Here is a 13,708-nt window from a genome sequence, read left to right as displayed (position 1 = left end):
AGGACCCGCGTCAGCGTTTCGGTTTCTGCGGGATGCGCGGCTGCACGTACGGCGCACCGGCCGTCGCCAGGTCCGCCCGCATCGACTGGTAGGCGTGCTTCGGGTTGTAGTTCGTGTCGTAGATGGCGGCGAGACCGGTACGTCCCTCGCCCCCGAACTCCCAGTCGTTCGTCCACTGGTAGCGGTCGGTGAAGCCCCATACCGTGAACGACAGGCACTTGCGGCTCATCAGGCAGCCCTGCAGCAGTGCGCTGTAGTTGAACGCCGACCCCTGCAGCCGCGGGTTGATCTCCTTGGTGTCGCCGGCCTCGACGGCCGGGGTGCGCTGGCTGCGCACGTCGACCTCGGTGTAGGCGGTGGCGACGCCCAGCCCGGCGAACTTGTCCAGGGCGTCCCTGATCTGGAACGCGCTGTAGTTGCCGTACTGCGTGGAGAGGTGGCCCTGGCTGCCGACGCCGTCGATCGGGACGCCCTGCGCGCGCAGGTTCTTCGTCATGTTGTAGACGAACTGCACCTTGTCCATCGGGCCCTCGTCGCCGAACGCCTCGAGGTTGTAGTCGTTGTAGAAGAGCAGCGCCTGCGGGTCGGCCGAGCGCGCCCAGCGGAACGCGTCGGCGATGTAGCCCGGCCCGAGGTGATCGGCCCAGAAGACCTGGTTGTCACCGGCGCCGGCGGCGGGGGTGGGCCGGTAGGTGATGCCGCTCGGCGGGCTGTCCCACGGGTCGGTGACGGCCTCGTTGACGACGTCCCACTGCCAGATCTTGCCCCGGAAGTGCGACACGACGGTCTTCACGTGGCGTTCCAGGATGGCGCGCAGCTCGGTCTTGGAGATGGAGCCGTCCTTGACGCCCTTGCCCAGCCACTCGGGCACCTGGTTGTGCCACACGAGCACGTGCCCGCGCACCTTCTGGCGGTTCTTGCGGGCGAAGTCGATCAGCTTGTCGGCCTCGGTGAAATCGTACGGGCCGTTCTTTTCCTTCTGCAGCGCCTCCCATTTCATGACGTTCTCGGCGGTGACGGTGTTGAATTCGGTGCTGGCCAGTTCGCGGTAGCGCGACTCGGCGGGGTCCTGCAACGCGTCCATGTTGACGGCCGTGCCGACGTACAGCCCGTGGCGCTGGGCCAGGGCGCGGAGCGTTTCTCCGGCGGGGTTGGGTGGGGTGTGTGAGGCCGATGCCGACAGCGACGGAAGCAGTACGGCAGCGACAACACCTGCGACGATGAGTCTTCGCGATAACACGCATGAACGCTAGGTGTGCATTTCGTGACCCGTCAAGAACTGATCATTCGTCGCCGCCAATTGGTATTTCGACCGTTCGAAAGTTGCGCCGAAAGTGCGGCGGGCGGGAGCCGGGGGTAGATTGGCATCGATCGCTCATTTGCCCCCAAACTGGGAGATCCGACATGCACCGTCCACTGTGGACAACTGCGGCACTCGTCGCGGGCGCCGCCGTCATCGGCGCCGTCACGTTGCAGGCGCACCGGCCGGCCGAGGCGCGGGCCGCCGGCGGCTTCGACTTCACCCGCCCGGAGACCGTCGCCACCAACCTCGCCACGCCGTGGGGTGTGGCGTTCCTGCCCGACGGGAGCGCACTGGTCGCCGAGCGCGACAGCGCACGCCTCCTGCGCGTCCGCGCCGGGAGCGCGCCGGTCTCCCTGGGCACCGTGCCGAACGTGGTGCGCGGCGGCGAGGGCGGGCTGCTCGGGCTGGCCGTGTCGCCCACGTTCGCCCAGGACAACCTCGTGTACGCGTACTTCACGGCCGCCGGCGACAACCGCATCGTGCGCTTCGACCTGAACAGCATCCAGGCGCAGACCGCCGTCGTCACCGGCCTCGCGAAGGCGTCCATCCACAACGGCGGGCGGATCGCGTTCGGGCCGGACGGCAACCTCTACGCCGGCGTGGGCGACGCGGGCACCACCTCCAACGCGCAGAACCCGAGCAGCCGCAACGGAAAGATCCTGCGCATGCGCCCCGACGGCAGCGTGCCGGCCGACAACCCGACCGCGGGTTCGCTCGTCTACAGCCTCGGCCACCGCAACGTGCAGGGGCTGGCGTGGGACACCCAGGGGCGGCTGTTCGCCACGGAGTTCGGCCAGAACACCTGGGACGAGGTCAACCTCATCGTCGCCAGCGGCAACTACGGCTGGCCGACGGTCGAGGGCATGGGCAACAACGCCAACTTCCGCAACCCGATCGTCGTGTGGAGCACCGCGCAGGCCTCGCCGAGCGGGGCGGCGTTCGCAAACGGCACGCTCTTCGCGGCGGCGCTGCGCGGCACCCGGCTGTGGACCGTCCCGATCACCGCGAGCGGCGGCGCCGGTACGCCGGTGGCCGAGTTGCAGGGGCAGTACGGCCGGCTGCGCACCGTCGTCGTCGGGCCGGACGGCTACCTCTGGGTGACGACGAGCAACCGGGACGGCCGCGGTTCGCCCGCCGCCACCGACGACCGCATCCTCCGCTTCCCGCCCGTCTGATAGATCCCTATTTACGCGCGTCCGCCGTGGGCGCGACCGTATGCTCCCGCGCGCACCGCTCCGCTGCCGGGCTCGCGTTCACTCCCAACGCGCGTAGCCGCGCACGGCGAGCGGACAGAAGAGCACGAGGAACACCGCGCACCAGACGAGCCCCGGTGCCCTCAGCATCCGCGACGGCCAGATCATCGCCAGAGCTGAGGGCACCGGGGCCGCCCTGTCCGTCGCGGCACTCGGCTAGTCGCAGCGCTCGGGTGTGCGATAGATGTCGCCGGGGCCTCAGGTCGCGCTGGAAGGCGTCGCGCTCCCTGTGGTGGGCGCCCTCGTACTCGACGCCCACCCGCTGTGCCTCGTAGGCCAGGTCGAGCCGGGCGACAAGAGCGCCGCACCTGTCACGCACCTCGTGCTGCGTCAGCGGTCTGGGCAGGCCGCCGTCAAGCAGCATCGGACCACCACGAGGCCGCGCTGCGGCGCCAGCCGCTTGTCCCGCGGGACCGTCACCTCCACCGGAGCGTCCCGCGGGAGCACGTCGGCTCCTCGGAGCAGGGCCGCGGAGTGGCCACTCAGCGCGCCCCGTCCCCTGAGCAGCAGCGCGGCGGCGCGGCACCACGCGGCGTGATCCAGCGTCACCCCGGCCGCGGCGTACACGTCGGGGAAGAGCCGCACGTAGTGCGGGCCGGCATTGGGGTCCGCGCACGGTGGCCCGCAAGACGCACCTGCGGGCTGTGGACAACTAGCCGGTCGCGTGTAGGCCCAGGCCTCGACCGTCCACTGTGGTCAGTGTCAACCGATCCCCCTTGACGGACACTGTCGCCTCGTCGGCGAGCGTTCCCACGACCGACGCGTGCAACTGGTCGTGGCACGGCGTGTGCATCAGATCGGCGAAGCGCAGCCTGTCTCCCTCGCGGGTGTAGGACCCCTCGAAGACCCCGCACGGCGTGGACCCGGTGACCCGCCCGTCCGCGAACACCAACCCCGCGCTCCCCTGCCCCGAACTCGCGACGCCACCGCTGAACACCGTGTCGACCGTCCACCTGGTACCGAGGAGCGGCCGGTCCGGCTCGGCCACCCGCTGGTCCACGAACGTCACCGTGACGGCGCCGGCCGTCAGGGTCAGCGTGTCGCCGTCGAGCTTCCAGCCGGGGCGCCCGCTCAGCACTCCGGCGAACCATTGATCCTGCTCGGAGAGCCCCGGCGGGCAGCCGATGGCGGTGCTGCCCAGTTCGCCGACGACGAGCTTGTCGCCGTCGAGGCTCACCGGGCCGGAGAGGTGGTTGCAGCCGGCGTTCGCCTTCACCTCGTCGGCCGTGAACGACATCCGGATCCGGGTGTTGGCCGCGAGCGGCTTCGGCTGCCCGCCGTCGGTGACACCGGTCGACAGGAACGTGCGTCCCTCGAAGGAACCGGTGTCGGCCGACGCCTCCCCGCAGGCCGTCGCGGCGAGAACGAGCAGGAGTGCCAGGGCGCGCAGCTTCACGCCGTCTTTGACGCGCGGGGGCACCCGTCCGGTTCCGCTCACGCGTACACCAACTCGACGGCCACCGGAACGGTGTCGCCGGGCTCGATGCCCTCCTTCTTGCGCACCGCCCGCTTGACCGGCAGCACGTACGGCCCACCGCCGGAGCCCGGGAAGATCGAGGTCGACCACGTGCTGCCGCCGATCGAGGCGCGCACCTTGAGCGACCCGAACCCCCGCGCGTTACCCGCCGTCAGCGCACGGATCTCCTCCGAGGCGTCCTCCGGCAGGCTCACGAAGGTCCACGTCTCGGAGCGGCGCGCGTCCCACACCCACAGCTCCGCCTCGAACTCCACCATCACTCAGCCTTTATAGGCCGTCGACGTCGGGCGCGGAGCGGCAGGTGTCGCCGTTGCGCTACTTCTTCGGGCAGTTGTTGCTCTTGCGTTCGACCGAGTACTCCCGGTCGTCGGTGGTGATGCCGGAGGGCTTGCCGTCGAAGTTGGCCACGACCTTCTGCCAGCCGGCGTGCACCTCGTAGTGCAGGTGCGGCGCACCCGACTCGCCGGTGCTGCCGACCTTGCCGATCTGCTGCCCGGTCGCGACGCGGTCGCCCTTCTTGACCATGGGCTGCTCGATCATGTGCAGGTACTGGGTCGACCACTTACCGCCATGGTCGATCTCCACCATGTAACCGCCGCCGCGGCCCATCGGGCCCTTGGGGTTCTCCTTGGTGCGTCCGCCCAGGTCGCCGCTGGGGCCGGCCTTGACGACCTCGCCCGCGTAGGCCGCGAGGATCGGCCGCCCCCACGCCTCCCCCTGGGTCGGGAAGAAGTCCACATCGAAGTCGTCGTGGCCGGGATACGTGCCCAGCCGCCAGGTCTCGCCGCAGGCCACCGGCATCTGGAACGTCGGCTCCGGCCCGGGCGGCCGCGTGTACTGGTACGCCACGACGGCACCGGCGATGAGCGCCGCGACGACGCCGAACGCGAAGACCCCGAGAACGGTCCGGAGGCGACGGCGTCGGCTGCTGCTGCGTGATCGGATGATCGTCATCGTTATCGAGCATGACACGCGTCGACCACCGTCAGCCCGCGCCGCTGAGGAAGCGCTCAGGTTGTGCGGGTTCCCTTAGCGGGCGCAGCAGGAGCCAGCCGAACGCCGGCACGAGCACCAGCGGCGCCAGCGCGGCCCGCAGCGACGTGGCGTCGGCGAGCGCACCGATCAGCGGGGCGACCGCGCCGCCGACGCTGACCGTGAGGCCGAGCGTGACGCCGCTCGCCGTGCCGACGTGCCTGGGCAGATAGTCCTGGCCCAGGGTGATGTGCAGCGAGAACGGCACGTACAGGCCGGCCGAGGCGAGGGCCACGAACGCGAGCAGCGCCGGCCCGCTCGTCAGGACGACCCCGGCGACGGCGAGGATCGTCAGCGCGTAGGCGGCCCGCACCACGGGCACGCGCCCGTATCTGTTGGCCAGGCGGCCGCCGGCGACCGTTCCGACGGCGCCGCCGAGGTACAGGACGAACAGCGCGGTCGTGCCCTGGGCCCCGCCGCCGGCGTGCAGGGCGATGAAGGCGCTCAGGCCGACGAAGACGATCGAACGGCAGACGATGGCGCCGGAGAGCCGTCCGAACGATCTCCAGTCGTCGATCCCCCCGCTTTGCCTCTTGCCGGCCGCATTGCCCCTTGTTGTTGCACGGATTCCGGCAACGCACAGGGCCGCGCCGGCGATCGCCGGGACGACGAGCAGCGGCGAGGCGCCGAGGCCGCCCGTGGCGACCACGGCGGCGACGAGCAGCGGAGCGGTCGCGAATCCGACGTTGCCGCCCAGGGAGAACCAGCCCATCGCGGTGTGGCTGCCGGTGCTGGCCGCCCGGGCCACCCGCGCCGCCTCGGGATGGTAGGCCGCCACCCCGATCCCGGAGACCGCCACGGCGACGACCGTCAGCGCGTAGGAGTCGCCGACCCCGGCCAGCGCCACGCCCGCACCACCGACGAACGCGCTCACCGGCAGCAGCCACGGCATCGCCCACCGGTCGGTGAGCGCCCCGAAGAGCGGCTGCACGACCGAGGAGAGCAGCGTCGCCGCGAGCACCACCCCGGAGACGGCGGCGTATGAGTAGTGCCGTTCGGCCACGAGGAACGGCACCAGCGCCGCCACCGCGCCCTGGTACATGTCGACGCAGGCGTGGCCGAGGGCGAGCAACACGATCGGTCTGCGCACCTGATCATCGTGGCCCGGGTAGGCACCGGCGCGCTTCCGATAATCTGCCAACCGATGCCGCAGATCCGCCACCTGCCGACGGCGCCCACCCGCACCCAGGTGATGGCCGCCGGCGAACGCATCGACGCGCACCGCCACGACGACCACCAGCTCGTCTACGCGGGCTCCGGAGTGCTGGCCGTCACGACGGAGACCGGCACCTGGTACGCGCCGGGCAACCGCGCGGTGTGGGTGCCGGCCGGCTGCGTGCACGCCCATCGCGCGCACGGCCGGCTCGACCTGCACCTGCTCGGCCTGCCCACGTCGCTGGGGTTCGACGGGCCCACCGTCCTCGACGTCGGCCCGCTGCTGCGCGAACTGATCCTGGCGTACACCGCCGACGACGTCGACACCCCGCAGCGCCGGCGCCTGCGCGCGGTGCTGCTCGACCAGCTGCGGGCGGCGCCGCGCCGGCCGGACGGCCTGCCCACCCCGCGCGACCCGCGGCTCGTGGCCGTCTGCGCACTGCTGCACGAGGACCCCGCCGACCCGCGCACGCTGGCGCAGCTCGGCACGGCCACCGGCGCCGGCGAACGCACCCTCAGCCGGCTGTTCGCGCGGGAGCTGGGCATGACGTTCCCGCGGTGGCGCACCCGGCTGCGGCTGTACCACGCGCTGCGGCTGCTGGCCGACGGGTTGCCGGTCACGACGGTGGCGCACCGCTGCGGCTGGTCCTCGACCAGCGCGTTCATCGACGTCTACGCCCGCGCGTACGGAATGCCGCCGGGCGCCCACCGGCGGCTGTCCTGAACGCCGGCCGCCCCATCAGGAGAGGGTGACCGTGGTCAGGGCCCGGGCGGGGAGGGTCAGTGCCAGCCGCCTGGCGTCCCGCGGGCTCGCCGCACCGACCTTCGCGACGTCGTGGGTGGTGTCCGTGCGGTAGATCGTGGCGTGGCGGAATCTGGTGTCGCTCCGGAAGTCCGTGCGCACCTCACTCGTGTTGGTGTTGAGGAGTTCGACCACGAGGGCGCCGTCGCGGTTGCGGAACGCCGTCGCCTTGACCCCCTCCTCGGCGAACGTCACCGGCACCCGCACCGCGCCCGGCCGGATGAACCGCGAGTACGCCGCGAACGCCCACAGCCGCTTCGACACCCGGTAGCCGTCGCCCTCGTTGGCGATCTGCACGAACGCCCGCGTCGTGCCGAGCGACGTCGCCACCCAGTACACGTAGGCGCTGGCGTTCGCCTCGGCGAAGCTCTGATGGATGCTCTCCGCGATCGTGAACCCGTCGTAGCCGCTGCCGTCGTCCCAGGCCTCGTTCCAGGTGGTGCCGGAGGGGTTCCACTCGGTCATCCAGGCCGGCGCGTCGGTGGGCAGCGGCCGGGTCGGCCGGCTCGCGTACATGTGTCCCGTGTGGACACTCACGTACCGGTCGGCCGGCGGGTCGGCCTCGATCGCGGCGCTGTACGCCGCCTGTTCCTGCCAGCCGAACGAGTCGCAGCACACCAGGCGCGCGCCGAGCCCGCTGCGGCGCAGCGTGGGGCCGAGCACCTTCACCATGTCGACGGCCTGCTCCGGCGTGAAGCGCATGGAGGCGTACGAGGCCGTCCAGTCCGGTTCGTTGGTGAACCCGACATCGGTGAGCCGGATGCCCTCCTGCCGGTAGAAGCGCAGGTACTGCACCAGGTAGTTCGAGTAGGCCTGCCGCCAGTCGCCGCTCGCGCAGGCCGTCCCGGGAACGCCGCACAGCTCGCCGCCGCCCGAGTCACTGCCGTTGGTCTTCATGAACCCGGGCGCGCTCCACGCGTCGGCCATGAAGCGGGTGACGCCGTAGCGCTGGGCCTGCTTGAGAAACCAGACCTGGCCGCCGTCGTCGCCGTCCCACCGGTACGCGGGCGTCGCGTCGGGGCCGCCGGGGTCGTTCGGCAGGATCGTGCGCATGTGGTCGTAGACGTCGTCGGTGGAGGAACCGATGCCGATGCGCACGATCGAGGCGCCGGCCCCGGTGCGCCGGTTGAAGAGGAGGTCGATGACGGCGGCGGAGTTCGCCGGCGAGAGGCCCCGGTCGCCCCGCACAAGCGTCGCCCGCTGGAACGCCTCCGCGAACCCGAGCCCGTCGATCGACTGCAGCCGCTGCCGGAACGCGATGCGGTTGTCGGTGCCCGCCTGCGCGGGCGGCGCGAACCCGAGCACCGCCGCGGCTACCGTGGTGCCCGCCAGTAAGCGTCGAAACTTTCGGCCATTTTCCGCAAACATAGCTCATTGTCGATGCGGTGGGTCAGGTGAGCCACCCCGGACGCACCAGTCCCGCCTCGTACGCGAATACGACCAGTTGAGCGCGGTCGCGGGCGCCGAGCTTCACCATCGCCCGTGAAACGTGCGTCTTCGCGGTCGCCGGACTCGTCCCGAGCCGCCCGGCGATCTCCTCGTTGGACAGGCCGGTGCCGGCGAGCGCGACGACCTCGCGTTCCCGCTCGGTCAGCTCCGCCAGCCGGCCCGGCTGCGCAGGCGTGGCCACCCGCCGCGCGAACTGCTCGATGACGCGGCGGGTCACCCCCGGAGAGAGCAGCCCGTCGCCGGCGGCCACCACCCGCACGCCGCGGACGAGTTCGGCCGGGACGGTGGACTTGACCAGGAAACCGGCCGCACCCGCGCGCAACGCCTCGACCACATACTCGTCCAGCTCGAACGTCGTCAGCACCACGACCCGCACGCCCGCCAGCGCGGGGTCGGCCGCGATGTGCCGGGTGGCCGCCAGGCCGTCGGTGCCGGGCATGCGGATGTCCATGAGGATCACGTCGGGGCGCAACTGCCGGGCCAGCCGCACGGCGTGCGCCCCGTCGTCGGCCTCGCCCACCACCTCGATGTCGTCCTCGTTGTCGAGCAGCGCCCGGAACCCGGCCCGCACCAGGGTCTGATCGTCGGCGAGCACGACCCGGATCACGCCGCCCCGCACCGTCCCGCCGTCCGCACCGCCGGTCACTCCGCACCCCCCGCCGCACCGGCACCGCCACCCGCCGCGCCCGAATCCCGGCCCGGCCCAGCAGATCCGCCACCGCCCGCCGCGAAAAGCCCGGGGCCGCCCGGCCCGGCGGGTCCGGCTCCACGCGCGTCGGGAAGCGTGGCGGGCAGCGGGAAGCGGGCGCGCACCTCCCAGCCGTCCGCCTCCGGCCCGGCGGCCAGCGTCCCGCCGAGCGAGGTGGCGCGCTCGCGCATTCCGGCGATGCCGTTGCCCTCCACTGTGGACGCTGCGGACACTGGGGACGCCGCCGCGCCGCCGCTGTCGCGCACGGAGAGGGTGAAGTGTTCCCCGCCGTAGTCGAGGGAGATCGCGGCGCGCGCGCCGGGGCCGGCGTGGCGGCGGACGTTCGTCAGGGCCTCCCGCACGATGCGGTACGCGGCGCGGTCGATCTCGGCCGGCAGCGGGCGCCGATCGCCGGTCACCGCCGTGCGCACGTCGAGACCCGCGTCGGTGGTCAGCTCCGCGAGCCGGTCGAGCCCCGGAGCGGGTGCCCGGGCCGCCGCCTCTCCCTCGGGATACAGCGTCGTGAGAACGGACTGGACCTCCCGCAGCGCCTCCGCACTCGTGTGCACGATCGCCTCCAGCGCATCCCGCACCTGCGCCGGCTGTTTCGTCATCAGGTGCAGCCCCACGCCGGCCCGAACGTTGATCAGCGACAGGTGATGCCCCAGCACGTCGTGCAGTTCCCGCGCGATGCGCAGCCGTTCCTCGCTGGTGCGGCGCCGTTCGCGCTCCTCGTCGAGTCTGCGCTGGTCCCGGAACATCCGTGCCCCGTACCGCCCCATCGCGCACAGGATCTCCAGCGGCAGGAACGACGCCGCGACCGCCGCCGACAGCACGAGCGGCCGCCCGAGCGCGAATCCCCCACCGCCGAGGACCGCCAGGACCACGAACGCGCTCAGGTGGTGACCCGCGTTGATCGCCGCGACGGCCGCCACCCCCACGGCGGGCAGGGTCCAGCCGGCCCGGAAACCGACCGCGAGGCACACCATCGTCACGCCCGCCGTGAACAGCAGCACCACCCGCGGATGCCGGTGCCGGTCGAACAGCGCGAGCCCGCTCACGGCGAACAGCACGAAGGCGAGCGTGGGCCGCCCGGACGACTGCCACGCGGCGCCCACGCACTGCGCCACCGCCACGAGGACGCCCAGCCCCGGCGCGCTGTCCCGGCCCCGGTCCGGATTGGGCGGCGGCCACCCGCTGGGACGCCCGGCACCGGTCGCGCCACCACGCTGCGGCCAACCGCCCGCACGCCCCGCGCCGCCCACACCTCCACGCGCCGGCCACCCGCCCGCACGCCCGGTCACCGACCCACCTCCACGCGCCGCCCGACAGGACGCCCGCCACCCGGCAACCGTCCGCCCGCGCCCCCGCCAACCGTGGCGTCGCCGCGCACCGCCCATCCGCTGACGCGGCCGGCATCCGTCATTCCCGCACGATAGGTCACCCGCGCGGCGGCGGCGATCCTCCCGCCAACGGACGGCGTACTCCCGGCGGCGCAGCGGGCCACCGGCGTACCACCACGGGAGCAGCCCGACCGCCGACCCGCGTAGGACGTGTCGAGGTGCCCCCGGCCCGCACCGTGATGCCATGACAGCCACACGCATGAGAGCGATCGTCCGCACCACCTACTGCGCGCCGGAGGCGCTGCGCGTTCGCGAGGTCGACCGGCCGGTGATCGGGGCCGGCGAGGTCCTCGTGCGGGTCCGCGCGGCGTCGGTCAATCCGTACGACCTGTACTCCGTCATCGGTTCGCCGTATCTGATGCGCACCTCGATCGGGCTGCGCCGGCCGAAGCTGGCCGTGCCGGGCGTCGACCTCGCCGGTGAGGTCGAGGCGGTCGGGCCGGACGTCACCGGGTTCGCGCGCGGCGACGCGGTGTTCGGGATGCACGCTGCCGCGTTCGCCGAGTTCGCCGCGGTGCCGGTGGAACGCCTGGTGCACAAGCCGCCCGCACTGTCCTTTGTGGACGCCGCGGCTACGCCGCTGGCCGCGCTCACGGCGTTCCAGGGAATGCGGAAGGGCGGGCTGCGCGAAGGGCAACGGGTCCTCGTCAACGGCGCGTCCGGCGGCGTCGGGACCTTCGCGGTGCAGTTGGCCCGCGCGGCCGGCGCGACGGTGACCGCCGTCTGCAGCACCCGCAACGTCGCAGCCGCGCACACGCTCGGCGCCCGGCACGTCATCGACTACCGCACGGAAAGCCTTACCGGCCAACGGATCCGGTACGATCTGGTGCTCGACATCGCCGGCACCCGCACGCTCGCCGACTGGAAGGCCGTGGCGCCGGAGGGCACCGTCGTCTTCATCGGCGGCCCGAAGACGAGCCGCTGGGTCGGGCCGTTCTTCGCACAGGCGAAGGTGCGTGTCGGGGCGAAGCTGCGGGGCGGTCCGACGTTCACCGGAGTCCTCGTCAGCGGGGGGATCCGCGACGACCTGAGCCGGATCGCGGACCTGCTCACCGACCGGGCGGTCGTCCCGATGGTCGAACGGACCTACGCGCTCGAGGACGCGGCGGAGGCGTTGCGGTACATCGCCGACGGGCACGCCCGCGCGAAGGTGGTGCTGACCGTGTGAGGGCCCGGCACCCGGGGGGAATCCGGGTGCCGGGCCACTGCGGGGAAACCGCTACGGGGAAGCGAAGCTCGGGTGCGGCGGCTGGTTGTAGGCGGTGTTCTGCCAGGCGACCGCGACCCGGTACTGCCGGTCCTGCATCAGCGACGGCCGGGCGATGGACGTGCTGTCGGTGGTGGAGTAGATCCGCAGCGCCCGGTTGTCCGTGGTGCGCCAGACGACCTCCTCGCGCCAGTCGCCGAAGAGGTCGGCCTGCAGCGCCGGCGTGGACTTGGTGCCGTTGTTGGACGCGACACCGGAGCCGGTCAGCAGGCGGGTGTCGCCGCCCGTGCCGTACTTGTCGATGTGCGTGCCGTCGAGGAGTTCGCGCTGGGCGTCGCCGTCCCACCAGATGACGAAGTTGGTGGAACCGGGCTTGCGGCTGTGCACCTGCGCACCGTTGGTGCCGCTGCGCAGGCCGGCCACGCAGGATGACCACGCCTCCGCGCCCGGGTTGCCGGCGTAGATGTCGGCGGCCACCCCGCGCCCGTTGTCGGTGCCGCAGGAGGGCGCGCTCCAGAGGATCTGGCCGGTGCGGGCGTCGCCCATCCAGTGCGCCGGCTCGCTGCCGGTCTCGGAGGGCTTGAAGACCTCCAGGCCGGCGCGGGACGGGATGAAGTCGCTGACGTGATAGGCGTCGCCGTGGTGAGTGTTGTTCTGCCACAGGCCGTAGCCGTTGTCGTCGACCGCCATCGAGCCGTACATGATCTCGTCGCGTCCGTCGTTGTCCACGTCGGCCACGGACAGCTGGTGGTTGCCCTTACCGGTCCAGGCGCTGCCGTTCGTCGACGAGTTGCTGTCGAACGTCCATCGACGGGTCAGCGCCCCGTTGCGGAAGTCCCAGGCGACGACGACGCTGCGGGTGTAGTAGCCGCGCGCCATGATGATGCTCGGCCGCGATCCGTCCACATAGGCCGTTCCGGCGAGGAAGCGGTCGACGCGGTTGCCGTAGCTGTCGCCCCACGAGGAGACGGTGCCGCGCGGCACCACGTAGTCCGCGGTGGCGAGCACGGCGCCGTCGGTGCCGCGGAACACCGACAGGAACTCCGGACCGCTCAGGACGTAGCCCGAGGAGTTGCGGTAGTCCGCGCCGGCCGACCCGATCACCTGCCCCGTGCCGGAACGGGTGCCGTCGGCGGTCTTCGTGACGACCTCGGCGCGCCCGTCGCCGTCGTAGTCGAACACCTGGAACTGCGTGTAGTGCGCGCCGGCGCGGATGTTCCGGCCGAGGTCGATGCGCCACAGGCGGGTGCCGTTGAGCTTGTACGCGTCGAGGTAGACGTTGCCCGTGTAGCCGGACTGCGAGTTGTCCTTGGCGTTCGTGGGGTCCCACTTGAGCACGATCTCGTACTGGCCGTCGCCGTCGAGGTCACCCACGGAGGCGTCGTTGGCCACGTAGGTGTACGCCTCGCCGCTGGGTGTGGTGCCGCCCGGCGGGATCTGCAACGGCACGTCCTGACTCGTCGCGAACGGCGTCACCGGATCGGCCGCGAGTGTGCTGGCCTGTTCGGCGCCGTTCAGCACGGGGCGCACGGTGTACGTGGCGTCCGCGGGCGCGCCGGCGTCCAGGAAGCTCGTGGCGGTCGTGAGCGGGGCGGCGTTCACCTTCGCGGCGCCGCGGTAGACGTTGAACGCTATGCCGGTGGGGTCCCCGGCCAGCAGTCGCCAGGAGACGAAGTTGCCCCTGTCGTTGCGGATGCTGACGAGGCCACGGTCGAGGCGTTCGGTCAACCCCGTGCCGGACGCCGCGGCCGGTGCGGCGGCGGGGATCACGACCGATGCGCCCGACGGCAGCGTGGCGAACGCGCCGGACGCGACCGCGGTCATCGCGATCACGAACGCCGCCCGCCTGCCGCGGACCCTGTTGATACGTTTCATTCGGACACCGTCCAAACGTATTGGGGGGTTTGCGGAGGGTGTGCGCGCCGGTCCGGGCGGCGCG

The 13,708-nt window shown here is 72.2% G+C and carries 14 protein-coding genes; 3 read left to right on the top strand and 11 right to left on the bottom strand.

Annotated features, from left to right (window positions below; genetic code table 11):
- Positions 1 to 10 precede the first annotated feature (10 nt).
- A complete protein-coding gene (locus Val02_RS35700) occupies positions 11 to 1,240 on the bottom strand; it encodes an endo-1,4-beta-xylanase (RefSeq protein ID WP_203903711.1) in 1,230 nt (409 codons plus the stop codon).
- 164 nt (positions 1,241 to 1,404) lie between these two features.
- Between Val02_RS35700 and Val02_RS35695 the strand changes: the two genes are divergently transcribed.
- Positions 1,405 to 2,478 carry a PQQ-dependent sugar dehydrogenase gene (locus Val02_RS35695; protein ID WP_203903710.1) on the top strand — a complete coding sequence of 358 codons (1,074 nt, stop codon included), beginning with the start codon at positions 1,405 to 1,407 and terminating at the stop codon, positions 2,476 to 2,478.
- A 78-nt stretch (positions 2,479 to 2,556) separates the two neighbouring features.
- Here Val02_RS35695 and Val02_RS48350 read toward each other — a convergent pair whose 3' ends face one another.
- The 6 genes from Val02_RS48350 to Val02_RS35670 all read right to left on the bottom strand — a co-directional run bounded on the left by Val02_RS48350 (position 2,557) and on the right by Val02_RS35670 (position 6,155).
- Positions 2,557 to 2,682, bottom strand: a complete 126-nt coding sequence (locus Val02_RS48350; protein ID WP_275415640.1) for a hypothetical protein — start codon at positions 2,680 to 2,682, stop codon at positions 2,557 to 2,559.
- Between the two features lie 204 nt (positions 2,683 to 2,886).
- The gene (locus Val02_RS35690; protein WP_203903709.1) at positions 2,887 to 3,141 is read right to left on the bottom strand and encodes a hypothetical protein; all 255 of its coding nucleotides are present in this window, start codon (positions 3,139 to 3,141) and stop codon (positions 2,887 to 2,889) included.
- A 67-nt stretch (positions 3,142 to 3,208) separates the two neighbouring features.
- Positions 3,209 to 3,994, bottom strand: coding sequence for an META domain-containing protein (locus Val02_RS35685; RefSeq protein ID WP_203903708.1), 786 nt, complete (start codon positions 3,992 to 3,994; stop codon positions 3,209 to 3,211).
- Positions 3,991 to 4,293 (bottom strand): DUF1905 domain-containing protein, encoded by a 303-nt coding sequence (locus Val02_RS35680; protein ID WP_203903707.1) that lies wholly within the window; start codon positions 4,291 to 4,293, stop codon positions 3,991 to 3,993. Before Val02_RS35680 ends, Val02_RS35685 begins: the two co-directional genes overlap by 4 nt.
- A gap of 55 nt (positions 4,294 to 4,348) precedes the next feature.
- Positions 4,349 to 4,987 (bottom strand): M23 family metallopeptidase, encoded by a 639-nt coding sequence (locus tag Val02_RS35675; protein ID WP_203903706.1) that lies wholly within the window; start codon positions 4,985 to 4,987, stop codon positions 4,349 to 4,351.
- A 31-nt stretch (positions 4,988 to 5,018) separates the two neighbouring features.
- The gene (locus tag Val02_RS35670) at positions 5,019 to 6,155 is read right to left on the bottom strand and encodes an MFS transporter (protein ID WP_203903705.1); all 1,137 of its coding nucleotides are present in this window, start codon (positions 6,153 to 6,155) and stop codon (positions 5,019 to 5,021) included.
- A 54-nt stretch (positions 6,156 to 6,209) separates the two neighbouring features.
- Between Val02_RS35670 and Val02_RS35665 the strand changes: the two genes are divergently transcribed.
- Positions 6,210 to 6,944, top strand: a complete 735-nt coding sequence (locus tag Val02_RS35665) for an AraC family transcriptional regulator (RefSeq protein ID WP_203903704.1) — start codon at positions 6,210 to 6,212, stop codon at positions 6,942 to 6,944.
- 15 nt (positions 6,945 to 6,959) lie between these two features.
- Here Val02_RS35665 and Val02_RS35660 read toward each other — a convergent pair whose 3' ends face one another.
- The 3 genes from Val02_RS35660 to Val02_RS35650 all read right to left on the bottom strand — a co-directional run bounded on the left by Val02_RS35660 (position 6,960) and on the right by Val02_RS35650 (position 10,463).
- The gene (locus tag Val02_RS35660) at positions 6,960 to 8,327 is read right to left on the bottom strand and encodes a glycoside hydrolase family 30 protein (protein ID WP_239153592.1); all 1,368 of its coding nucleotides are present in this window, start codon (positions 8,325 to 8,327) and stop codon (positions 6,960 to 6,962) included.
- Positions 8,328 to 8,412: 85 nt separating this feature from the next.
- Complete coding sequence (locus Val02_RS35655) at positions 8,413 to 9,078, bottom strand: response regulator transcription factor (protein WP_203903764.1); 666 nt, start codon at positions 9,076 to 9,078, stop codon at positions 8,413 to 8,415.
- A gap of 35 nt (positions 9,079 to 9,113) precedes the next feature.
- On the bottom strand, positions 9,114 to 10,463 hold the full coding sequence (locus tag Val02_RS35650) for a sensor histidine kinase (protein ID WP_239153591.1): 1,350 nt from the start codon (positions 10,461 to 10,463) through the stop codon (positions 9,114 to 9,116).
- Between the two features lie 298 nt (positions 10,464 to 10,761).
- On the opposite strand from Val02_RS35650, the gene Val02_RS35645 reads away from it, so the two are divergent.
- Positions 10,762 to 11,730 (top strand): NAD(P)-dependent alcohol dehydrogenase, encoded by a 969-nt coding sequence (locus tag Val02_RS35645; protein ID WP_203903702.1) that lies wholly within the window; start codon positions 10,762 to 10,764, stop codon positions 11,728 to 11,730.
- A gap of 51 nt (positions 11,731 to 11,781) precedes the next feature.
- On the opposite strand, the gene Val02_RS35640 is transcribed toward Val02_RS35645, so the two are convergent.
- Positions 11,782 to 13,644 carry a rhamnogalacturonan lyase gene (locus tag Val02_RS35640; RefSeq protein ID WP_203903701.1) on the bottom strand — a complete coding sequence of 621 codons (1,863 nt, stop codon included), beginning with the start codon at positions 13,642 to 13,644 and terminating at the stop codon, positions 11,782 to 11,784.
- Between the last annotated feature and the right edge of the window lie 64 nt (positions 13,645 to 13,708).

Origin of the sequence: Virgisporangium aliadipatigenens (assembly GCF_016863615.1) — a bacterium.
In the GTDB taxonomy this organism is placed as follows: domain Bacteria; phylum Actinomycetota; class Actinomycetes; order Mycobacteriales; family Micromonosporaceae; genus Virgisporangium; species Virgisporangium aliadipatigenens.
The sequence above is the reverse complement of the archived record's forward strand: the minus strand, read 5'-3'. Positions and strand labels throughout refer to the sequence as shown.

Bases quoted from the DNA above. Each gene is read 5' to 3' on its own strand.
- Val02_RS35695 (WP_203903710.1), top strand. From the start codon at position 1,405: ATGCACCGTCCACTGTGGACAACTGCGGCACTCGTCGCGGGCGCCGCC.
- Val02_RS35675 (WP_203903706.1), bottom strand. From the start codon at position 4,987: ATGACGATCATCCGATCACGCAGCAGCAGCCGACGCCGTCGCCTCCGG.
- Val02_RS35665 (WP_203903704.1), top strand. From the start codon at position 6,210: ATGCCGCAGATCCGCCACCTGCCGACGGCGCCCACCCGCACCCAGGTG.
- Val02_RS35645 (WP_203903702.1), top strand. From the start codon at position 10,762: ATGAGAGCGATCGTCCGCACCACCTACTGCGCGCCGGAGGCGCTGCGC.
- Val02_RS35640 (WP_203903701.1), bottom strand. From the start codon at position 13,644: ATGAAACGTATCAACAGGGTCCGCGGCAGGCGGGCGGCGTTCGTGATC.